Source organism: Streptomyces sp. NPDC017448, assembly GCF_044330565.1.
Taxonomy (GTDB): domain Bacteria; phylum Actinomycetota; class Actinomycetes; order Streptomycetales; family Streptomycetaceae; genus Streptomyces.
Genome location: NZ_JBIRLM010000025.1, coordinates 22,047 through 42,677, shown reverse-complemented (window position 1 = coordinate 42,677; position 20,631 = coordinate 22,047). Strand labels below are relative to the sequence as shown.

20 protein-coding genes are annotated in these 20,631 nt (G+C 74.1%); 9 read left to right on the top strand and 11 right to left on the bottom strand.

Translation table 11 applies throughout. The annotated features are described in order from the left end of the window. Positions 1-18: 18 nt before the first annotated feature. Positions 19-906 carry an alpha/beta fold hydrolase gene (locus ACH4K1_RS29580; RefSeq protein WP_398092623.1) on the bottom strand — a complete coding sequence of 296 codons (888 nt, stop codon included), beginning with the start codon at positions 904-906 and terminating at the stop codon, positions 19-21. Positions 907-1,350: 444 nt separating this feature from the next. Here ACH4K1_RS29580 and ACH4K1_RS29575 point away from each other — a divergent pair, with 444 nt between their 5' ends. Then, a complete protein-coding gene (locus tag ACH4K1_RS29575; protein ID WP_398092622.1) occupies positions 1,351-2,436 on the top strand; it encodes a S1 family peptidase in 1,086 nt (361 codons plus the stop codon). Between the two features lie 93 nt (positions 2,437-2,529). Here the strand turns inward: ACH4K1_RS29575 and ACH4K1_RS29570 are convergent, their stop codons facing one another. Both ACH4K1_RS29570 and ACH4K1_RS29565 read right to left on the bottom strand, forming a co-directional pair. Beyond that, positions 2,530-3,027, bottom strand: a complete 498-nt coding sequence (locus ACH4K1_RS29570; RefSeq protein WP_398092621.1) for a phospholipase — start codon at positions 3,025-3,027, stop codon at positions 2,530-2,532. A 225-nt stretch (positions 3,028-3,252) separates the two neighbouring features. Continuing rightward, positions 3,253-4,332 carry a DUF3533 domain-containing protein gene (locus ACH4K1_RS29565; protein WP_398092620.1) on the bottom strand — a complete coding sequence of 360 codons (1,080 nt, stop codon included), beginning with the start codon at positions 4,330-4,332 and terminating at the stop codon, positions 3,253-3,255. Between the two features lie 363 nt (positions 4,333-4,695). Here ACH4K1_RS29565 and ACH4K1_RS29560 point away from each other — a divergent pair, with 363 nt between their 5' ends. Beyond that, on the top strand, positions 4,696-5,589 hold the full coding sequence (locus ACH4K1_RS29560; protein WP_398092619.1) for an esterase/lipase family protein: 894 nt from the start codon (positions 4,696-4,698) through the stop codon (positions 5,587-5,589). 128 nt (positions 5,590-5,717) lie between these two features. Here ACH4K1_RS29560 and ACH4K1_RS29555 read toward each other — a convergent pair whose 3' ends face one another. Together ACH4K1_RS29555 and ACH4K1_RS29550 are read right to left on the bottom strand one after the other, a co-directional pair. After that, the gene (locus tag ACH4K1_RS29555) at positions 5,718-6,740 is read right to left on the bottom strand and encodes a lytic polysaccharide monooxygenase (RefSeq protein WP_398092618.1); all 1,023 of its coding nucleotides are present in this window, start codon (positions 6,738-6,740) and stop codon (positions 5,718-5,720) included. 264 nt (positions 6,741-7,004) lie between these two features. Further along, the gene (locus ACH4K1_RS29550) at positions 7,005-7,691 is read right to left on the bottom strand and encodes a response regulator (protein WP_398092617.1); all 687 of its coding nucleotides are present in this window, start codon (positions 7,689-7,691) and stop codon (positions 7,005-7,007) included. Between the two features lie 115 nt (positions 7,692-7,806). On the opposite strand from ACH4K1_RS29550, the gene ACH4K1_RS29545 reads away from it, so the two are divergent. The 4 genes from ACH4K1_RS29545 to ACH4K1_RS29530 are packed head-to-tail and all read left to right on the top strand — an operon-like array spanning position 7,807 to position 12,432. Further along, a complete protein-coding gene (locus ACH4K1_RS29545) occupies positions 7,807-8,790 on the top strand; it encodes a Bug family tripartite tricarboxylate transporter substrate binding protein (RefSeq protein WP_398092616.1) in 984 nt (327 codons plus the stop codon). Continuing rightward, positions 8,787-9,392, top strand: coding sequence for a tripartite tricarboxylate transporter TctB family protein (locus tag ACH4K1_RS29540; RefSeq protein WP_398092615.1), 606 nt, complete (start codon positions 8,787-8,789; stop codon positions 9,390-9,392). The genes ACH4K1_RS29545 and ACH4K1_RS29540 overlap by 4 nt, the downstream gene beginning before the upstream one ends. 3 nt (positions 9,393-9,395) lie before the next feature. After that, positions 9,396-10,925 (top strand): tripartite tricarboxylate transporter permease, encoded by a 1,530-nt coding sequence (locus tag ACH4K1_RS29535; protein WP_228991464.1) that lies wholly within the window; start codon positions 9,396-9,398, stop codon positions 10,923-10,925. 13 nt (positions 10,926-10,938) lie between these two features. Next, positions 10,939-12,432 carry a trifunctional class I SAM-dependent methyltransferase/NUDIX hydrolase/VOC family protein gene (locus ACH4K1_RS29530; protein WP_398092614.1) on the top strand — a complete coding sequence of 498 codons (1,494 nt, stop codon included), beginning with the start codon at positions 10,939-10,941 and terminating at the stop codon, positions 12,430-12,432. A 144-nt stretch (positions 12,433-12,576) separates the two neighbouring features. Here the strand turns inward: ACH4K1_RS29530 and ACH4K1_RS29525 are convergent, their stop codons facing one another. Together ACH4K1_RS29525 and ACH4K1_RS29520 are read right to left on the bottom strand one after the other, a co-directional pair. Beyond that, the gene (locus tag ACH4K1_RS29525; protein ID WP_398092613.1) at positions 12,577-13,089 is read right to left on the bottom strand and encodes a DUF402 domain-containing protein; all 513 of its coding nucleotides are present in this window, start codon (positions 13,087-13,089) and stop codon (positions 12,577-12,579) included. After that, entirely contained in the window at positions 13,070-13,990 is a 921-nt protein-coding gene (locus tag ACH4K1_RS29520) for a GNAT family N-acetyltransferase (protein WP_398092612.1), read from the bottom strand. Before ACH4K1_RS29520 ends, ACH4K1_RS29525 begins: the two co-directional genes overlap by 20 nt. Positions 13,991-14,060: 70 nt before the next feature. Here ACH4K1_RS29520 and ACH4K1_RS29515 point away from each other — a divergent pair, with 70 nt between their 5' ends. Next, on the top strand, positions 14,061-14,435 hold the full coding sequence (locus tag ACH4K1_RS29515; RefSeq protein ID WP_398092611.1) for a GntR family transcriptional regulator: 375 nt from the start codon (positions 14,061-14,063) through the stop codon (positions 14,433-14,435). Between the two features lie 24 nt (positions 14,436-14,459). Here the strand turns inward: ACH4K1_RS29515 and ACH4K1_RS29510 are convergent, their stop codons facing one another. Further along, the gene (locus tag ACH4K1_RS29510) at positions 14,460-15,554 is read right to left on the bottom strand and encodes a DUF5925 domain-containing protein (RefSeq protein WP_398092610.1); all 1,095 of its coding nucleotides are present in this window, start codon (positions 15,552-15,554) and stop codon (positions 14,460-14,462) included. 242 nt (positions 15,555-15,796) lie between these two features. Between ACH4K1_RS29510 and ACH4K1_RS29505 the strand changes: the two genes are divergently transcribed. Then, on the top strand, positions 15,797-16,600 hold the full coding sequence (locus ACH4K1_RS29505; RefSeq protein WP_398092609.1) for an SGNH/GDSL hydrolase family protein: 804 nt from the start codon (positions 15,797-15,799) through the stop codon (positions 16,598-16,600). Between the two features lie 276 nt (positions 16,601-16,876). Continuing rightward, the gene (locus ACH4K1_RS29500; protein ID WP_228991457.1) at positions 16,877-17,140 is read left to right on the top strand and encodes a hypothetical protein; all 264 of its coding nucleotides are present in this window, start codon (positions 16,877-16,879) and stop codon (positions 17,138-17,140) included. A gap of 45 nt (positions 17,141-17,185) precedes the next feature. Here ACH4K1_RS29500 and ACH4K1_RS29495 read toward each other — a convergent pair whose 3' ends face one another. The 3 genes from ACH4K1_RS29495 to ACH4K1_RS29485 form a co-directional block, all read right to left on the bottom strand. Continuing rightward, positions 17,186-18,382 (bottom strand): CaiB/BaiF CoA transferase family protein, encoded by a 1,197-nt coding sequence (locus ACH4K1_RS29495; protein WP_398092608.1) that lies wholly within the window; start codon positions 18,380-18,382, stop codon positions 17,186-17,188. A gap of 58 nt (positions 18,383-18,440) precedes the next feature. Then, positions 18,441-19,733 carry a type ISP restriction/modification enzyme gene (locus ACH4K1_RS29490; protein WP_398092607.1) on the bottom strand — a complete coding sequence of 431 codons (1,293 nt, stop codon included), beginning with the start codon at positions 19,731-19,733 and terminating at the stop codon, positions 18,441-18,443. A 69-nt stretch (positions 19,734-19,802) separates the two neighbouring features. After that, positions 19,803-20,624, bottom strand: coding sequence for a GntR family transcriptional regulator (locus tag ACH4K1_RS29485; RefSeq protein WP_398092606.1), 822 nt, complete (start codon positions 20,622-20,624; stop codon positions 19,803-19,805). Positions 20,625-20,631 lie beyond the last annotated feature (7 nt).

Genomic DNA, 20,631 nt, shown 5'->3' with positions numbered 1-20,631 from the left:
CCCGGCACGCGGACCGGTTCAGCCCCCGTCCAGGTGCTCCCGGTCGTCCAGCAGCCAGTCCAGGACGCGGGGGAGGACGGACAGGGCGTCGAAGTGCGCCGCCGCCGGTTCCAGTACGGCGGTGGCGCCCGGTATCTGCCCGGCCAGCCAGCGGGAGTGGCCCACGGGGGTGAAGACGTCCTTCTCGCCGTGCCAGAGCATCACCCGGCCGCTGATCCGGGCCGGATCGAACCCCCAGGGGCTGCAGAAGGCGATGGCGTCGTCGATCCAGCCGTGCGCCGACGTGCGCAGCCCCTCGCTGTAGTTGCGCAGCAGCATGGACCGGATGCCCACGTCGTTGACCACCACCCGGTCGGATTCGGTCAGCTCCCGGCGCAGATCGTCCAGGAGCCGTACCGGGTTCTGCCGGATCTGGTCCGAGCGGAGGGTGAAGGACGCCGCGAACCCGTCCGGGTCGGCGGCGGCCGTGGAGTACGCGTCCACGTTGGAGGCGGCCATGCCGTCGAACCAGTCGAGGCCGGCCGCGTCCCGGGGCGCGAGGCCGACCAGCGCCGCGGTGCGGGTGACCCGCTCGGGCAGCAGGGCCGCGCAGGCCAGCGCGTGCGGCGCGCCGCCGGAGCGGCCCACGACGGCGAAGCGCGCGAGGCCCAGGGAGTCGGCGATGGCCCGGACGTCCTCGGCGACGTCGCACACCCGGCGGCCCGCGTGCCGGTCGCTGCCGCCGTACCCCGGGCGGTCGTAGGTGATCAGCTGCGTGTGGCGCTGGTACAGGACCATGGAGCGGGGGGCGGGTCCGAGCCTGCTGCCCGGAGTGCCGTGGAGCAGGAAGACCGGTCTTCCCCGCGGATCCCCCCTGCGCTCCACCATCAGATGCCGCCCGTCCGTCGCGAGCACCCGGTTGCGCACCCGTGCCTCCTCCGCTCGGTCCCCCGGCCGGCTCGGACACGGTGTGCCCGGCGTGTGCCGCCGTTCCGATGATGACCCATCAGAGGCGTTACGGGCACTGTTCGACCGCGAGGAACTGTGAAGGTCCCGGGAGGCCCCCGGCGGACGTTTCCTTCGACATCCGGACGGTTCGCCCCACCATCCGGACCGGCGCGGACGCATACCGGACAGGACCGGACCTCACGCAGGGGCCGTTCCCGGACGCACCGGGTGTTCGCGAACGGGACCGACGTGGCGTGACCCGCGGTAAGTGAACGCCCCGCGTGCGAAGCGTCGGTGTCGTGTGCACGTCCAGAAGTCGACCTTGTGCGCGATTCCGGGCCTCGGAATAGTGGGCGGCCCATCCCCTCCGTGCACGGACACCCCACATGTCCCGTGCGCGGCCCCCACAGGAGGAGGCCGAAGTTGAAGCACCGACGCATATCCCGGAAGCGCACGATGGTCGCCGGGTCGGCCGTCGCCGCCCTGGTCGCAGCGGGACTCACGTTCCAGACTGCGAACGCCAGTGACGACATACCGCGGTTCGAGGCCAGGACGCTTGGCGCGGACGCGGCCGGAAAGCTGGCCGCCGCCCTCGACCGGGACCTGGGCGCGGACGCGGCCGGGGCGTACTACGACGCGAAGGCGAAGGCCCTCGTCGTCAACGTCGTGGACGAGACCGCCGCCGAGCGGGTCCGCCAGGCGGGCGGCAAGGCCAGAATCGTGGAGAACTCCCTCGCCGAGCTGAAGTCGGCCCGGCAGACCCTCGCCGACCGGGCGGCCCTCCCCGGCACCTCCTGGGCGCTCGACCCGGTGGCCAACAAGGTGCGCGTCACCGCCGACGGCACGGTCGGCGGCGCGGCCTGGAAGAAGCTCTCCGCGGTCGTCCAGGGGCTGGACGGCAAGGCCGAACTCAAGAGGACCAAAGGCGAGTTCACGCCGCTGATCGCGGGCGGCGACGCGATCTGGGGCTCCGGCTCCCGCTGCTCGCTCGGCTTCAACGTGGTCAAGGGCGGCGAACCGTACTTCCTCACCGCCGGCCACTGCACCGAGTCGGTCACCAGCTGGTCGGAGACCCAGGGCGGCCCGGAGATCGGGGCGAACGAGGGTTCCAGCTTCCCGGAGAACGACTACGGCCTGGTCAAGTACACCTCCGGTACCGCGCACCCGAGCGAGGTGAACCTGTACAACGGCTCCACCCGGGCGATCACCAAGGCGGGCGACGCGACGGTCGGCCAGGCGGTCACCCGCAGCGGCTCCACCACCCAGGTGCACGACGGCGAGGTGACCGGGCTGGACGCCACGGTCAACTACGGCAACGGCGACGTCGTCAACGGCCTCATCGAGACCACGGTCTGCGCCGAGCCGGGCGACAGCGGCGGCGCCCTCTTCGCCGGCGACACCGCGCTCGGTCTGACCTCGGGCGGCAGCGGCGACTGCTCCTCGGGCGGCACGACCTTCTTCCAGCCGGTACCGGAGGCGCTGGCCGCCTACGGCGCCGAGATCGGCTGACGCTCCGCGGCGGTACGGAAGGGCCCCCGGTTCGCCCGGGGGCCCTTCCCGTTTTCCGCGGGCCGCTCAGGTCCGGCGGCCCGGGTGGGGCGTTCAGGCGGCCCGGGGGAGGTTCCGCGTCTCGGCCTCGGCCGGGGAGACGCCGAAGATGCTCACCGCCTGGTAGTACGTCCACGCCGTGCTGTTGCACGACGTCTTCTTCGCGCCCGAGTAGGCGGAGCACACCCGCTTGAGGTCCGCGTAGAAGGCGGAGTCGAGGCGGTCCTTGTTGGCGGAGAACGTACCGGCGGCCTTGTAGTTGCGGTAGCCGAAGTCGTGGCGGGCGCAGGAGTTCTGGAAGGGGAAGCCGAAGGGATTGTCGGGGGAGGTGCTGCAGTAGTCCGTCGACCAGTCGAAGCCGTACGCCGCCCAGGCGCCCTTGTTGTTGCGGGCGGAGTTCCAGGCGTTGTAGCTGGAGGCGCTCGTCTGCGTCCAGGAGCTGAGCACCTGGGGCTTGTCGGCGGGGGCGGCCGACGCGGGGGCGGCGGCGACCGCTCCGAGCGGGAGCGACAGGACGAGGGCGGCGAGCGGAACGGCGAATCGACGACGCATGTGCGACCTCCGAAGGGGTGGGTGGAGTGGTGCCGGCCGTGCTCCTCGGCGGGGTGGCGCGAGGCCGCTCCAGCATGCCGCCATGAACCTGTCATGTATAGATCGAATGCCGAACCGTCGTCCGGAGGGCGCCCCCGCCTCGCCTGCGCGACGGCCGCACGACGCACGGGGCCGCCGGAAGGGCGGCCCCGTGCGGTCCGACGGGTTCGTGCGGTGGTCCTCCGTTCAGGCGGCGGTCGATCCGCCGCCGTTCGGCGCCGGGCCGGCGCCCCTGCCCCCGGTGCCCCGGGCCGGGTCGCCCGCCGGGGCCGCCGGTGTCCGCTTCCGCAGCGACATCAGCAGCGTCACCGCCGTGCCGACGACCGCCCAGGCGGAGAGCACCAGCAGGGGGCCGGTGACCGCGTTGCCCCGGAAGTAGGCGATCGAACGGGCTGTCCAGGTGCCCGCCCCCGGGGGCAGGGCCGGGCCGATCACCCGCCAGAAGTCCGGAAGCATCGGGAGCGGGAAAGCGCCGCCCGCGCTCGGGTTGCCCGCGATGACGACGATCAGGACGGCCAGGCCGATGCCGACGATCCCGGTGAGCGCCTGCAGCGCGAGGGTGATCATGCCGACCGCGAAGACGACCAGGGCGCCCAACCCCGACAGCCCCCAGAAGCTGCCGGGGAGCGCGCCGAGGATCGGGCCCACGACGATCGCGCCGCCGATGCCGCCCGCGATCGAGTACAGCGCCATGGTCCCGGTCCGGATCAGTGCGCGCTGCCGGTTGGCGGGTTTGGCGCCGGCGCTGATCGCCAGGATCGAGGCGCAGAGGTAGCCGCCCACGCACCAGCCGATCACCAGGTAGAACGAGGACAGCCCGTTGAAGTCCTCGGGCGAGGCCCCGGCCACGTCCACGGTCTCCACCGTCCGCTGCTGGGCGCTCTCCGCCTGGGTGACGATCCTCTCCAGGGCGCCGGACAGGGCGGTCCCGCCGCCGGAGGCGACCAGCAGGGTGTCGGTCCGCCCCCGGGGCGAGACGATCAGGGCTCCGTAGAGGTCGCGGTTCATGATCTGCTCGCGGGCCTCCTCCTCGCTGCCCACCTCGCGGGGGTCCAGCGGCCCGCCGGGAAGGCCGTCCAGCTCGGTGACGAGCTGCCGGGACAGCTGCTGCGGGGCCACCACCCCGAAGGCGACGTCCGTCGGCTTCGGCTTGTGCAGCGCCCCGATGTAGGACGCGATGAACAGCAGTTGCAGGGCGAGCACGCCGATGACGAGCAGGGCGGCCCGTGGTGTGACGGCGTTCTTCACCTCGTCGACGAAAGTCATGTCCCCACCGTCCGGGCGGTACGGCCCGCGCGCAGGCGGGACGGGGCCGAACGGCGTAGCTTGCCGGGAGCCGGGAGCCGGGAGCCGGGAGCCGGGAGCCGGGAGCCGGGAGCCGGGAGCCGGGAGCCGGGAGCCGGGAGCCGGGAGTCGGCGGTCGGAGTGGGGCGTCCGGTCGGCAGGTGCGGCTCCCCGGCCGCGGGGGGAGCCCGTGCGGAGCCGCGGACTCCGGCAGTTTTTACCGACGCGTAACTTCCCTCGGGACCTTACTCGTGCGTAATTTGGCATGAGCACGTAAAAGCTTGTGGTCCGGGCCACAGGGCGCACCGCCATCGCACCCCCCTTGAGCCGCAAGGAGACCCCACGATGCTGCCCTGGTTCCGTGCCGCGCGCGTTCCCCGCGCGCGCGGTCTGCTCGCCGCCCTGCTCCTCGCCCTCACCGTGCTCGTCGTCCCGACGGCCACGGCGACCGCGGCGACGCCCGCCGCCGGGACGGCCGCCTCGCGCGGCTGGAACGACTACTCCTGCAAGCCCTCCGCCGCCCACCCCCGCCCCGTCGTCCTGGTCCACGGCACGTTCGGGAACTCGATCGACAACTGGCTGGTCCTCGCCCCCTACCTGGTCAACCGGGGCTACTGCGTCTTCTCCCTCGACTACGGCCAGCTCCCGGGGGTGCCCTTCTTCCACGGGCTCGGCCCCATCGACAAGTCCGCCGAACAGCTCGACGCGTTCGTCGACCGGGTGCTGGACGCCACCGGGGCCCCGAAGGCCGATCTCGTCGGCCACTCCCAGGGCGGCATGATGCCGAACTACTACCTGAAGTTCCTCGGCGGCGCCGACAAGGTCAACGCGCTCGTCGGCATCGCCCCGGACAACCACGGCACCACGCTGCTCGGCCTCACCAAGCTGCTGCCGCACTTCCCCGGCGTCGAGAAGTTCATCACCGACAAGACCCCGGGCCTCGCCGACCAGGTCGCGGGATCGCCCTTCATCACCAAGCTCACGGCGGGCGGCGACACCGTGCCCGGCGTCCGCTACACCGTCATCGCGACCCGGTACGACCAGGTCGTGACCCCGTACCGTACGCAGTACCTGGACGGGCCGAACGTCCGCAACGTCCTGCTGCAGGACCTGTGCCCGGTCGACCTCTCCGAGCACGTGGCGATCGGCACCGTCGACCGCATCGCCTTCCACGAGGTGGCCAACGCCCTCGACCCGGCCCGCGCCACCCCGACCACCTGCGCCTCGGTCATCGGCTGACCGGCGGCGCGCCGAAGGGCCGGGGCCCGACGTCCGACGGAGCGGACGGCGGGCACCGGCCCGTCAGCTCCTGCCGCGCCCGACGTCCCGGAGGGACGCGGCAGGGGTCCGGGAGGGCACCGGCGGGATCAGCGGCCGCGGCGGCCCGTCGCGGTGGCCCGGCGGCGCTGCGAGGCGAACAGCGCCGCCGCGCCGGCGGCGAGCACCGCGGCGCCGCCGACGGCCAGGTAGCCGCTGCTGCCGGAACCGCCCGTCTCGGCCAGCACCTCTCCGTCGGGCGCCGCGTTCGCCGCGGGGGCGTCGCCCCCGGCCGCGGCCCGGTCCTCGCCGCCGGCCGCAGCCCCGCCCTCGCCCGCCGGTGCGGCGGTCGTGACCTTCGCCCCGGTGCTCGCGTCGTCGTCACCGTGGCCGTGGTGCTCGACCGACGACTTCGCGGCGCCCTCGGCGATCGCGTCCTCGGACGGGGCGGCGGGGGCCTCCACGCTCTGGGCGCCGATGCCGCCCTCCTTCTCCGCCCCGCCGCCGAACGTCACGTCGGAGCAGGCGTAGAACGCCTCGGGGGAGTCCGAGCGCTGCCAGATCGTATAGACGAGGTGGCGTCCGGAACGCTGAGGGACCGTGCCGTCGAAGACGTACGAACCGTTCTTCAGCGTCGGGTCGGTGGCGGAGGCGAAGGGCTTCGCCTCCAGGTCGGACCAGGCGAGCGGCTTGGACGCGTCGTAACCGGGCTTGGTCAGGTAGAGCTCGAACGCGCCCTTGTGCGGGGCCGTCGCGCGGAACGTGAAGGTGCGCTTGCCGGCCGACATCGCGGAAGCCGGCCAGTCGGCGCGCGGCAGGTCGAGCCCCTTGAACTTGTCGTTGGCCGCGCTGCACAGCTTGCCGTCCGGGATCAGATCGCGGTGGTTGCCGGCCGCGTTGGCGATGTTGACTCCGTTCCAGTCGTACAGCGCCTGGGTGCCGCCCGCCGCGACGGCGGCCTTGCACGCCGCCGACCGCGGGTTCTCCGGTCCCTCCGCGTAACAGGCGGACACCCGGCTCACCGGGTCGGTGAGCGAACCGTGCGCGAGAGCGGGGGCGGCGGTCAGCCCGGTCAGCGCGAGCGGTGCGATACCGAGGGCGAGGATCCCGGCGGCCTTGCTGCGAGCGGTCATGGATGGATCTCCTTCTGAACGGCACGGCCGCACCGCTGCTACGGCGCTGCCATGGAGGGCGGCGATCAGCAAGCTAGCCGCTCGGAAGGTCGAAAACGCCTGCTGGGAGAGGGTGGAGGCGATCCTTAGGGTGGTTTTAAGGAGCGGTTAGGCAGGGGCTCAGGTATCCCCGGCCGAGCCGCCCCGCCACGCCTCCCGGTCGCCCTGCGGCCACGCCCTGCGGACGCCTCCCGGTCGCCCTGCGGCCACGCGCCGCGACGCCTCTCAGCCCCTCCAGCGGTAGCGGCGTTCCGGGCGGCCCGTGCCTCCGTAGCGCAGGGTCACCTCGGCGCGGCCCGTGCCGGCGAACCACTCCAGGTAGCGGCGCGCACTCACCCGGGACAGCGAACCCGCCGCGGCGCACTCCGAGGCGGACAGGCCCCCGGGGTGGTCGCGCAGGGTGCGCTCCACCAGGTCGGCGGTGGGGGCGGCCAGGCCCTTGGGCAGTTCGCGCGAGCCGGGCGGGCGGGGGCCGAAGATCCGGTCGACGTCCTCCTGGCGGGCCTCCCCCAACTCCTCCAGCCGGGTCCGCAGCGAGGCGACGTGGAGCAACTGGTCCTGGAGGGCGGACCGGTGGAACGGCTTGATCAGATAGTGCAGGGCCCCCGCCCGCAGCGCCGCCCGGATCACCCCCGCGTCCCGGGCCGCCGTGATGAACAGGGCGTCCGTGCTGGGGCGCGAGGCGTCCCGTTCCTCCGCCGTGCGCAGCGCGCGCAGGACGTCGATCCCGTCCATGTCGGGCAGATAGATGTCCAGCAGCACCAGATCGGGGCGCAACCGCTCGGCCGCCCGCAGGGCCTCGGCCCCGTTGTGCGCCACCCCGACGACCGCGAAGCCGTCCATGGCGGACACATAGCGGCTGTGCAGTTTCGCGACCATGAAGTCGTCGTCCACCACCAGCACTGTCGTCACGCGGACACGCTAGGCGGCGACCGCAACGACCACAACGTCCGTTGATACCGGAAGCGAGACAGGTTCTTAACGCGCAGGCAACATGTGGGCCACTTCACAGCGAAAGGCGGAACCTGTGCGACTGCGCACTCTCCTCGCCCTGTCCGGGGCGGCGTTGCTCGTGGTGGTCGGGCCACCCCTGCTCTCCACCGGTGACGGCTCCGACACCGGCACCCGGATTCCCGGGCTGCGCTTCATGGTCCCCAACACCCCGGGCGGCGGCTACGACATCACCGCCCGCACCCTGGCCAAGAACGCCGAGGACGCCGGACTCACCCCCGGCATCGAGGTGTTCAACCTGCCGGGCGCCGGCGGAACGGTCGGGCTGACCCGGCTCGTCGGCGAACACGGCAACGGCAAGCTCGCCCTCTCCATGGGGCTCGGCGTGGTCGGAGCCGTCCACACCAACAAGGCCCCGAGCACCCTGGCCGACACCACCCCGATCGCCCGGCTCACCGAGGAGCCCGGCATCGTCGTCGTCGCCAAGGACTCCCGGTACCGCACCATCGCGGACCTGCTCGCCGCCTGGAAGAAGAACCCGGCCGGCGTCCCGGTCGGCGGCGGCTCCTCGCCCGGCGGCCCGGACCACCTCGCCCCCATGCTCATGGCGCAGGCCGCCGGGATCGCCCCGAAGACGGTCAACTACGTCCCGTTCGACGGCGGCGGCGAACTCCTCGCCTCCATCCTCGGCAACAAGGTCGGCTTCGGGGTCTCGGGTCTCGGCGAGTACCGCGACCAGATCGAGGCGGGCGAGCTGCGGCTGCTCGCGGTGACCGGTCCGAAGCGGGTTCCGGGGCTCGACGCCCCCACCCTGCGCGAGGCCGGACTCGACACCGAGTTCACCAACTGGCGCGGCATCGTCGCCCCGCCCGGCCTCTCGGACACCGAACGCGCCAAGCTCACCGGCCTGTTCCGTGAACTCCACGGCACGAAGCAGTGGAAGGAGTCGCTGGAGAAGAACGGCTGGGACGACGCCTTCCTCGTCGGCGAGCCCTTCGGCGACTTCCTCGACGAGCAGGACGGGCGCGTCGCCACCGTCCTCAAGGAGCTGGGGCTGTGACCACCGAACCCACCGAACCCGCCCGCCCCGACACGGCCGGCGCCGCCCCGGCGGGGCCCCGAACCGGCTCCGCGGAGCCCGGTACCGGCGCCGCGCCCGGGGGCGGCGCCCGGTCCTGGCTGCGCGAACACTCCGAACTCGGCGTCTGCGTGCTGCTGTTCGCGATCGGCGTGCTCGTGCTCACCGACGCCCTCACCATGAGCGTCGACATCGCCCAGCGCGGCCCGGTCGGCCCCCGTACGGTGCCCTTCGTCATCGGCGGCCTGTTCCTCCTCATCGCGGTCCTGCTCGCCGTCGACGTCCTGCGCGGCGGACGCGGCGAGGCGGAGGGCGGCGAGGACGTCGACCTCGACGCGCCCGCCGACTGGCGCACGGTCCTCCTCCTCGCCGGGGTCTTCCTCGCCGCCGCCGTCCTGATCGGCCCCCTGGGCTTCCCGATCACCGGGGCGCTGCTCTTCTGGGGCTCCGCCTACGCGCTCGGCAGCCGGCACCACGGCCGTGACCCGCTCATCGCCGCGGGCCTCTCCCTCTTCACCTACTTCGTCTTCGACAACCTGCTCGGTGTCCCCCTTCCGGGCGGCCCGCTGATGGGGGTGCTCTGACCGATGGATTCCCTCAACTCCCTCATCGACGGCTTCGGTACCGCGCTCACCCCGATGAACCTGCTGTGGGCCGCCCTCGGCGTCCTGCTCGGCACCGCGATCGGCGTGCTCCCCGGCATCGGCCCGGCGATGGCCGTGGCGCTGCTGCTCCCGGTGACGTACGGACTCGACCCGACCGGCGCTTTCATCATGTTCGCCGGGATCTACTACGGCGCGATGTTCGGCGGCTCCACCACCTCGATCCTCCTCAACACCCCGGGCGAGAGCGCCGCCGTGGTCGCCGCGATCGAGGGCAACCCGATGGCCAAGGGCGGACGCGGGGCGCAGGCGCTCGCCGCCGCCGCGATCGGGCACTTCGCCGGCGGCATGATCGGCACGATCCTCCTGGTCGTCCTCGCCCCGACCGTGGCCTCCCTGGCCATCGGCATCGGCGCCCCCGACTACTTCGCCATCATGGTGCTGGCCTTCATCGCGGTCACCTCCGTCCTCGGCGCCTCCCGCATCCGGGGCATCGCCTCGCTCCTCATCGGCCTCACCATCGGCCTGGTCGGCCTCGACCAGATGACCGGCCAGCAGCGCCTGACCTTCGGCTCGCTCCACCTGGCCGACGGCGTCGACGTCGTCATCGTCGCGGTCGGTCTCTTCGCGATCGGGGAGGCCCTCTGGGTCGCCGCCCATCTGCGCCGCTCCTCCGGCGAGCCGATCCCCGTCGGACGCCCCTGGCTCGGCCGGGCCGACCTGAAGCGCACCTGGAAGCCCTGGCTGCGCGGCCCCGTCATCGGCTTCCCGTTCGGGGCGATCCCGGCGGGCGGCGCGGAGATCCCCACCTTCCTCAGCTACGTCACCGAGAAACGGCTCTCCCGCCACCGCGACCAGTTCGGCAAGGGGGCCATCGAGGGCGTCGCCGGACCGGAGGCCGCCGCCTCCGCCTCCGCCGCCGGAACCCTCGTCTCGATGCTGACCCTCGGACTGCCCACCACCGCCGTCGCCGCCGTGATGCTGGCCGCCTTCCAGCAGTACGGGATCCAGCCGGGCCCCCTGCTGTTCGAACGCGAACCGGAGCTGGTCTGGGGCCTCATCGCCTCGCTCTTCGTCGGCATGGTGCTGCTGCTCGCCCTCAACCTGCCGCTGGCGCCGGTCTGGGCGAAGCTCCTGCGCATCCCGCGCCCCTATCTGTACGCGGGCATCCTCTTCTTCGCCGCCGTCGGCGCGTACGCGGTCGGCGGCGAATCCCTCGACCTGGTGATCCTCCTGGTCATCGGTCTGATCGGGTTCGGGATGCGGCGCTACGGGCTGCCGGTGCTGCCCGCCGTCATCGGGGTGATCCTCGGCCCGGCCGCCGAACAGCAGCTGCGCCGCGCGCTCCAGATCAGCGACGGCGACGTCTCCGGCCTCGTCAACACCCCGTTCTCCGTCACCGTGTACGCGATCGTGGTGCTGATCGCGGCCTGGCCGCTGATCGGCCGGCTGGTCCGGCGGCTGCGCGGTGACCGGAACACGACGGAGGACGCCCGCACTGTCAGTGGCGGCTGAGAGCATCGGCGCCATGACCACGATCGACTGGGACGAGGCCGCCCGAACCTTCGACCAGGAGCCCGACCACGGGCTCCTGGACCCCGCGGTGCGCGACGCCTGGGCCGGGCGGCTGGAGAGCTGGCTGCCCGCCACCCGGGGCGACGTGCTGGACCTCGGGTGCGGCACGGGCAGCCTCGCGCTGCTCGCCGCGGGCCAGGGCCACCGGGTCACGGCGGTCGACCGCTCGCCCCGGATGGCCGCGCTGGCCCGTGCCAAGCTCACCGGGAGCGGTGCGGAGGTCCTCGTCGGGGACGCCGCCCGGCCCCCGGTCGGCGAGCGGGCGTTCGACGTCGTCCTGGCCCGGCACGTCGTCTGGCTGCTGCCCGACCCGGCGGCGGCCCTCGCGCACTGGTTCGGCCTGCTCAAGCCGGGCGGCCGGCTCATCCTGATCGAAGGGGTGTGGGGCGGCGACGGCCTCTCCGCCCCCGAGCTGACCGCCCTGCTCTCCGCGCACACCGAGCGCGTCCACCACGAAGACCTGGCCCCCGACGCCCGGCTGTGGGGCAAGGAGGTCGACGACGAGCGCTACGCGGTGATCGCCCGCGCGATGCCGCCGCACCGGCACACCGAGGTCGTCGACGTCCACCTGATCCTCCGCCGGGGCCCCGACGTGCTGCTCGCCCGCCGCGCGAACACGGGCTACGCGGACGGACTCCTCCACCTGCCCTCCGGCCATGTGGAGGACGGCGAGGACGTCCGCGAGGCGATGATCCGGGAGGCGGCCGAGGAGACCGGCCTGCGGCTGGAGCCGGAGGAGCTGCGGGTGGCCCTCGTGATGCAGCACCGGGGCCCCGGCGGCGGGGCGCGCACGGGCTGGTTCTTCGTCGCGGAGGACGACCCGGCCCGCCCGCCGCGCAACGCGGAGCCGGAGAAGTGCTCCGAGCTGGACTGGTTCCCGCTGGCCGCGCTGCCGGACGACATGGTCGCGTACTGCCGCGCCGGTCTGGACGGCTACCGGTCCGGCGAGCACTTCATGCTCCACTGGCACCGGGACGGCGAACCGGTCGCCCACGTCCCCGGGGCCGCCGGGCGGGCCGTGCCGCTGCCCGCCGCCGGCGGGAGCACCGGGCGGGTGCACCACATCGAGCTGTGGGTGCCCGACCTGGCGGAGGCGGAGCGCGGCTGGGGGTGGCTGCTGGGCCGGCTCGGCCATGTCCCGTACCAGCACTGGGTCCACGGCCGCAGCTGGCGGCGGGGCGACGCCTACGTGGTGCTGGAGCAGTCGCCGGACCTGGCCCCGGGCGGTCACGACCGCCACCGCCCCGGCCTCAACCACCTGGCGTTCCACGTGGGCGACCGGACCGCCCTCGCCGCCCTGACGGCCGAGGCCCCGGCGTACGGCTGGCGGCTGCTGTTCCCCGACCGCCACCCGTTCGCGGGCGGGGAGGGGCACTGCGCCGCCTACTTGGAGGACCCCGCCGGGTACGAGGTCGAGCTCGTCGCGGACTCCCGGCCGCGTCCCTGAGCCGGCCGCGCCGCGGCGCCCGGGGGAGCGGGCCGGACGGGCGCCGCCCCGTCGACCGGGGCGGCCGGAGGGGTCCGTGGCAGCCGACGGGGAGCGGCCGAGGGGGTCTGCTGCCACGGTGGGCGTGGCCCCCGGGGCAGCCGGTCAGGCCAGCAGAGTGGTCAGCCCCTCCGTCCGGGCCAGGTGCTCCAGCTCGTCCAGAGCGGCGGTCGCCGCCCCGGCCGCCGCCGGATCGCGCCCGGCCAGACCGCTCTCCTCGAACTCGTCCTCGTCCAGCCGCAGGACCGCGTTCCCGTCGGCCGAGACCCACAGATCCAGGTCCAGGTCCTCGACCGTCAGCACCCCGTCCGCCACCACGGCGGGCCGGGTGATGTCGCAGTACCAGCCCTTGAGCGCGCCGTCCCCGCCGCGGACCTCCTTCACCGCGAACCACCGGTCCCGCCAGTAGTGCTCGGTGAAGACGTCGCCCGGCTCGAAGCGGACGAAGCCGAAGTCCCGTGCTCCGGGCGCCGCCCACGGGGCGCGGACCGTGACGCGGGCCCCGTCGTCCCGGACCAGCTCGGCCGGATACCTGATCTTGACGCGGCCCGCCTTGGTCAGGACGACGGCCCACCGCCGCGTACCGGCGGCCGGCGGTTCAGGAGAGGGTGCGGACATGCCGGACCTCCGTGGCGCAGACCTGGTAGCCGAACCACCGGTTGACGGCCAGCATGGGTTCGTTGCCGCTGTCGTTGGAGGTGTAAGCGTCCGTGTACCCGGCGGCCCGCGCCCGGTGCAGCGAGTCGTTCTTCGCCAGCTTCGCCAGGCCCCGCCCCCGGAACTCCCGCAGGGTGCCGGTCATGCCGCTCAGATAGGTCCGGGCGCCGTCGGTGGTGGCCGCGCTGAACGCCGCCACCTTCCCGTCGACCAGCGCCACCGTGGTGAGCTCCTGGTCGAAGGCCGGGTGCCGCCAGGTGTTGGTCAGCCAGTCCTCGTAGTCCTCCAGCTCGGAGGTGATGTCGCCCGGCTCGTCCGCCGTCACTTCGGCGTCCGCCTCGAACAGCGGCCGGGGGTCGTCGGCGAAGGCGGAGCCGGGCCGCAGCTCGACGCCGGCCGGAACCTCCTGGCGCGGCGGCAGGGTTCCACCCGCGAGGCCGAGACGCTGGAAGTGCGCGGAACGGCGCGGTTCGTAGCCCCGGTTGCGGGCGAACGCCAGGCTCTGCGGATCGTCCAGGGCCCACGCGTACAGGACCGTGGCCCCGGCCTCCGCCAGGTGCTCCTCCGCCGTGCGCAGCAGCAGCGAGCCCGCTCCGCGCCCGGTGCGGCCCGGAAGCGTCTGCGGGGTGAAGTACCCCTGTCCCGGCTCCGGGCTCTCGTGGGCGATGCCGGCCTGGGCGGTGGCGATGATCTCGCCGTCCTCCTCGGCGACCAGCAGCCGGTAGTGCCGGGCGGGGTGGGCGTGCGCCCGGTCGTGGAGGATCTGTTCGGGGGTGGCCACCATCCAGGGGACCGAAGCCCTGCGGACACGGGTCCACTCCTCGGCGTCGGACGGCCGGAAGTCGCGCACGATCACAGTCATGCGGGGGACCGTACGCGCAGCGGCGGCCCGGACGCCTCCCCTTTTCCTTCCGGTGGGGGAGAATCGGCGCGTGACCGACATGATCGTCCTCGACCCGGACTCCGGCATCGCCCCGTACGAGCAACTCCGCGCCCGGCTGGCCGAACTGGCCCGGTCCGGCGCGCTGCCCGTGGGCCACCGCCTCCCGACCGTACGCGGCTTCGCCGAGGAGCTGGGCCTCGCCGCCAACACCGTCGCGAAGGCCTACCGCGCACTGGAGGCGGACGGGGTGATCGAGACCCGGGGGCGCAACGGCACCTTCGTCGCGGCCGCCGGCGGAGCGGCCGAGCAACGGGCCGCCACCGCAGCGCAGGTGTACGCGCAGACCGCCGAACGGCTCGGCCTCACCCGGCAGCAGGCCCTGTCGCTGGTCCAGGACGCGGTGCGGGCCGCGTACCGGGGCTGACCGCCGCTCCCGCGGCGTCCGGCGTCAGAGGTACGGCCCCGCGGCGGGGGCCGCGTCCTGCCGCGGCACCGACGCGGGTCCGGAGCCCCGGCGCAGCGCGTACAGCTCGGCCAGGGTGTTGCCCTCCCGGCCCACGCCCCGGTCCGTGCCCAGCCAAGCCACCGACTCCTGCCGGGTCAACGGCCCGACCTCGATCCGGGCCAGGCAGCGGCCGGGCCGGACGACCGCCGGGTGCAGCCGCTCCAGGTCCTCGTTGGTGGTGACCCCCACCAGGACGTTGCGGCCCTGGCCCAGCAGGCCGTCCGTCAGGTTCAGCAGCCGGGACAGCGCCTGACCCGCCGTGTGCTTGGCCTCGCCCCGGATCAGCTCGTCGCAGTCCTCCAGGAGCAGCAGCCGCCACCGGCCCTCCTCCGTGCCGTCGTCCTCACCGATCGCGATGCTCATCAGATATCCGACGTCGTTGAAGAGCCGCTCGGGGTCCAGCACGCAGTCGACCTGGCACCAGTCCCTCCAGGAGCGGGCCAGGGTGCGCAGCGCGGAGGTCTTGCCGGTGCCGGGCGGCCCGTGCAGCAGGAGCAGCCGGCCCGTGACGTCTTCCGGGGTCGTCCTCATCAGCCGGTCCAGGGAGTCGGCCACCGGGGCGGTGTAGTCGGGCCGGGCCTCCTCCCAGCTCCCGGCGGTGATCCGGCGGGTGGTGCGGTGCGGTCCGCGGTGCGGGGAGGCGTACCAGAAGCCCATGGTCACGTCGTCGGGCCGGGGCTCCGGCTCGTCCCGCGCGCCGTCCGTGGCCCGGGCGAGGACCTCCGCCGCCAGCTCCGGGGTGGTCGCGATGACGGTCACGTCCGCGTTCCGGCTCCACCGGGAGGCCAGCAGGGTCCAGCCCTCGCCCTCCGCGAGCGTCGCGCTGCGGTCGTCGCCCCCGGCGTTCCGCACCACGGTGGCGTCCGGCGGCAGCAGCGTCGCCCCCGCCTTCACCCGGTCGATGGAGGTGTTGCGCGCGTACGGCTGCTCACCCGTCGCGAAGCGCCCCAGGAAGAGCGCGTCGACGACGTCGGACGGGGAGTCGCCGTCGTCGAGGGTGAGCCGGATGGGCAGGGCGGATGCGAGGGAGTCGGGCATGGCGCTCATGATCCGGCACGGGTCCGGGCCGTGCACCCGGGTTTCGGGGTCCGAGGGCACGCCGCGCGCGGGGCCGTGGACCGGCGGGGCGGCGACGGGACGGCGGGGAGCGCCCGATGAACACCGGGGGGCGGACGGAAGCACGCCGTTCATATTTTTGGCATGGACACTACCGAACCAGCGAGTCCGCTGCTACTACGGAGCAGGCAGATATCCCCTGCTCACGGAGTCCAAGGAGTTTCATGAAAATGTCCAGACTCGTGGCGTTCTCGTCCTCCCTCCTGCTCGGCGCAGCCCTCGCCCTCACCGGTGCCGGGATCGCGAACGCCGATTCGTCCGCCGCCGCCGTCGACTACGTCGCCCTCGGGGACTCGTACTCCTCCGGCGTCGGAGCCGGCAGCTACGACGGCTCCAGCTGCAAACGCAGCAGCCGCGCGTACCCCGCCCTCTGGGCGGCCGCCAACTCCCCCTCCACCTTCGACTTCGCCGCCTGCTCCGGCGCCCGGACCGGAGACGTCACGGGCGGTCAGCTCGGCAAGGTGAACGCCTCGACCGACCTCGTCTCGATCTCCATCGGCGGCAACGACGCGGGCTTCGCGGACGTGATGACGACCTGCGTCCTGCAGTCCGAGGCCACCTGCCTCAACCGGATCGCCACCGCCCGCTCCTACGTCGACACCACCCTGCCGGGCCGACTCGACTCCGTGTACACGGCGATCCGCTCCAAGGCCCCCTCCGCCCGCGTCGTCGTCCTCGGCTACCCCCGCTTCTACCAACTGGGCGGCGGCTGCATCGCCGGGCTGAGCGAGAAGGAGCGCTCCGCCATCAACGCGGCCTCCGACCACCTCAACACGGCCACCGCCAAGCGGGCCGCGGACCACGGCTTCACCTTCGGCGACGTCAGGACGACCTTCGCGGGGCACGAGATCTGTTCGAGCAGCTCCTGGCTGCACAGCGTGAACTGGCTGAACATCGGCGAGTCCTACCACCCCACCGCCGCCGGACAGTCGGGCGGCTACCTCCCGGTCTTCAAGTCGGCCGCCTGACAAGCGCGTTCCGCCCGTCGTCGTTCCCGGGCCGGGGGTCTCGCCGGTCGGGGGCTCCCGCTCCACGGGGCGGCGGCGGGGGCTCGGGGGCGGACGGTCCGCCGGGCAGAACCGGCGAACCGCCCCAAGTCGCCCCCCAGGCGCGCGGATTCGGTAACGGGCCGTCAACCTCCGTATGCGTGTGCGCAATCCTGTGGCCGGGATACACGGGTGTCCCCGGGGAACGATAGGGTTAACCTGCCCGGACCGGGTGCCCTCGTACGGGTGGGGAGTGACATGGAACAGATAACGGTGCGGAGCAGGCCGCGTGTGCCTGCCATCACATGCGGGAGCGGTGCGACCAGTACGCGCCTCGACCGCCATCTCGCGGTGCTCGGCGGCCCCGTCGTCCCGCAGCGCGAGGCGGCCGAAGCGACGCTGCTGATGCGCGAGCTGACCTCGCGCGACGCCGCGCGCAGCCACCGGAGCCGGAGCGCGCGCGTGTCGCTCTTCGCGCCCCTGCGGCGGTTGCGGCGCTCGCTCTTCGGCAGCCGCCGCTGACCCACCGCACGGCGTCGCCCGGCCCGCCCCGCCGCTCGGGACGGCTCAGGCGATCACTCCGTCCCGGCGCAGCACCGATGCCTGCTCGTCCGTCATCCCCAGGGCTCGCAGCAGCGCATCGGTGTGCTCACCCAGCGCCGGTACGGCGCCCATGCGCGCCTCCTCGCTCCCCGGCAGCGTGATCGGCGGCAACAGCGCCCGCAGCGGCCCCACCGGCGAACCCACCTCCCGCCACCGGTCCCGTGCGGCCAGCTGCGGGTGCGCCGCCACGTCGGCCACCGTGTTCAACCGGGCGCAGGCGATGCCCGCCGCCTCCAGCCGGGCCAGCGCCTCCTCACCCGTCAGGCCCGCCAGCGCCCGGCCCACCGCCTCGTCGGTCCGCTCCCGGTTCGCGGTCCGCGCCGCGTTCGTCGCGAACTCCGGGTCGTCGGCCAACTCCGGTCGGCCGAGCACCTTCTCGGCCAGCCGCCGCCACTCCCGGTCGTTCTGCACCGAGAGCAGCACCTGCTCCCCGTCGGCCGTGGCGAAGGCGTCGTACGGGGCGATCACCGAGTGCGCCAGTCCGGTGCGCGCGGGGGGAGCGGAGCCGTGCATGCCCTGGTGCAGCGGGTGGCCCATCCACTCGGCGAGCGCGTCCAGCATGGATACCTCGACCGGGCCGCCGCGCCCGGTGGCCGCCCGGCGCAGGAGGGCCGCCAGCACCCCGGAGAACGCGTACATGGCCGCCGCGATGTCCGCCGCCGGAACGCCCGCCTTCACCGGCCGCTCCGCCGTCCCCGTCACCGAGACCAGACCGGCCTCGCACTGCACGAGCATGTCGTAGGCCCGCTTGTGCGCGTACGGTCCGGCCGCCCCGTACCCGGAGATGTCCACCGCCACCAGGCGCGGGTGCCCGGCGCAGAGCGAGGCGGCGTCGAGCCCGAGCCGGGCCGCCGCCCCGTGGGCCAGGTTCTGTACGAACACGTCGGCCCCGGCGATGAGTTCACGGACGATCGCGAGGCCGCGCGGGTCCTTGAGGTCGACGGCCAGGGACTCCTTGCCGCGGTTGCACCAGACGAAGTGCGAGGCGAGCCCGCGCGCCGCCGTGTCGTAGCCGCGCGCGAAGTCGCCGCCGTCCGGGCGCTCCACCTTGACCACCCGGGCGCCGAGATCGGCGAGCTGCCGGGTGGCGAAGGGGGCGGCCACCGCCTGCTCGACGGCCACCACCGTGATGCCGTCGAGGGGGAGAGGGGATGTGTTCATGCCCCCGTGCATACCCCCTGACCGGCCCTTTCGTCACCCCCCGGGGGGCGACGGGACGCTACAGCAGGGCGAACTGGCCCTCCGGGCCCTCCTCCTGGTGCCCGAGCACCGAGGCGGGACGCCGTGCCGGGGCCGGGACCGGCAGCACGCCCGCGGCCCGCAGCTCGGCGGGCCCGATCAGGGGGCCCGCTTCCAGCCGGGCCGCCAGCTCCTTCCGGGGCCCCGCGGCGCCGTCCACCAGAGCGAGCACGGTGACCAGTTCGAGCAGCTCCGACGTCCACTCCCGGGGCCAGCCGCGCGCGCCGACCGCGTCGAGTCCGTCCGGGGCCTCCCCGTCGGCCCGCAGCCCCGCCGCCGCGGCGGCGCGGAGCCCGAACCACCGCTCCAGCACCCGCACCCCGCCCACCGTGAACTCCCAGGCCGCCGCGGGCACCGGCGCGATCCGGCCCTCACCGACGATCAGCGCCTCGTCCCCGGCGTCGTAGGACACCCCCGCGGGCCGCGCGGGGAGCGCCGCCCGCACGTAGGGCCTGCGCCCGCCCGGCAGCCGGGGCCGCTCCCCGCCCCGCGCCCCACGCGTCTGGAGCCGTATCAGCTCCCGGCCGAGCGCCACCCCCGCCGACCACACCCCGGCCTCCGCCGGAAGCGGGATCCGGGGCCCGGCGGGGGAGGGCCGGGCGGCGGCCAGGATCCAGGCCAGCACCGCTTCCGGGGCGAACGCGTCCGGCCCGGCCCCGCCGCCGAGCCGCCCGCGCAGCAGCTCCGAAAGGCCCGGCGCGAGGTTGGCCTCCGTGCCGCCGGGCCTGCGGAACAGCGGGCGGATCCGGCCGGGACGCCCGGCGGGGGAGTACCCGTCCGGCAGCAGCGCGGTCACCGTCAGGGCGGGGCCGGAGTCGTCGGGGGCGGCGGCGTGCTCGACCGCGAACAGCTGCTGCCCGTCGGCGACCCGCCACAGCTCCGGACGGGCCGCGTCGATCAGCCGGTGGTCCGGCAGCAGCCACTGCTCGTCGTAGGGGCCGTGCGGGACGCGTACGGGGTCGGGACAGGGGCCCGGAAGGCGGGCGAAGCGGGTGGTTCCGCCGGACCGGCCGGGCAGCGCCGCCACCGAGGTGTGCGGCGTACGGGAACGGGTGGGCGCGAACAGCCGCTCCTGCTCGGCGGGTCCGGCCGCGGCCAGCCGCTCCCAGCGGGCCCGGAGCGCCACGGGGTCGGGGCCGCTCACCCAGGCGCGGCCGGTCCTCAGGGGCCGCACCGACCAGGGCATCAGCTCGTCGAGCGGTGGGAACGCGTCGAGGGGCGAGGACCGCGTGTCCCCGCCGGACGCGGCTGCCGCCGTCCTGCGCGCTGCCACCGGGCCGCCCTCCCCTGTCCGACGTGACCTCTCGCATCGTAACGGCGGCCGGCGGCCCCGCGGGCGGGGTCAGTGGGCCTCCACCGTCACGGAGAAGGCGAACCGGTCGCCCCGGTAGCGGATCCGGGCCACGTCCACCACGCGGCCCTCCTCGTCGTACGTCACCCCCGTGTAGTGCAGGATCGGGCTGAGCAGGGGCACCTGAAGGAGCTCGGCGGTGACCGGGTCGGCGAGGCGCGCCTCCACCGTGTCGGTGATCCGGGAGATCCTCACCCCGACGACGTCGCGCAGCACTTTGGTCATCGGCCACCGTTCGAGGTCGGCCACGTCGATCCGGGCGGCGATGTCGGGGAGCACCGCGTTCTCCGCCCAGTTGGTGGGCTCGTCGCTCCCCCCGTCGCGGCGCAGCCGCCGGAAGCAGGTCACCTCGGTGCGGCCGGGGAAGAACTCCGCGAGATCGCCGGGCACCGGGGCAGAGCCGTGGCCGAGAACGGTTGTCGCCTCCCCGGACTGCTGGGCCACGATCGCGTCCACCGAGCCCAGCAGCCGGACCGGGGAGACCCGCCGGGCGCGCGGCTCGATGAACGTCCCGCGCCGCCGGTGCCGGCTGATCAACCCCTCCGTCTCCAGCTCCTTCAGGGCCTGGCGCATCGTGAGCACGCTGACCCCGTAGTGCGCGGCGAGCTGCTCCTCGGTGGGCAGCCTGGCGGGGGAGCCCTGCGGGCGGCCGAGTATGGAGGCCCGCAGGGACTGGGACACCTGGTACCAGAGCGGCAGCTTCCGGTTCAGGACGAGGGAGTCGGGGGCGAAGGCGGGCGGCCCGGAGGCCGGGCCGGCGGCCCCCTCGCCCTTCCGGTCGTCCGCCCCGGCCTGTCGGTGGCTCTCCGTCACGTCGTCC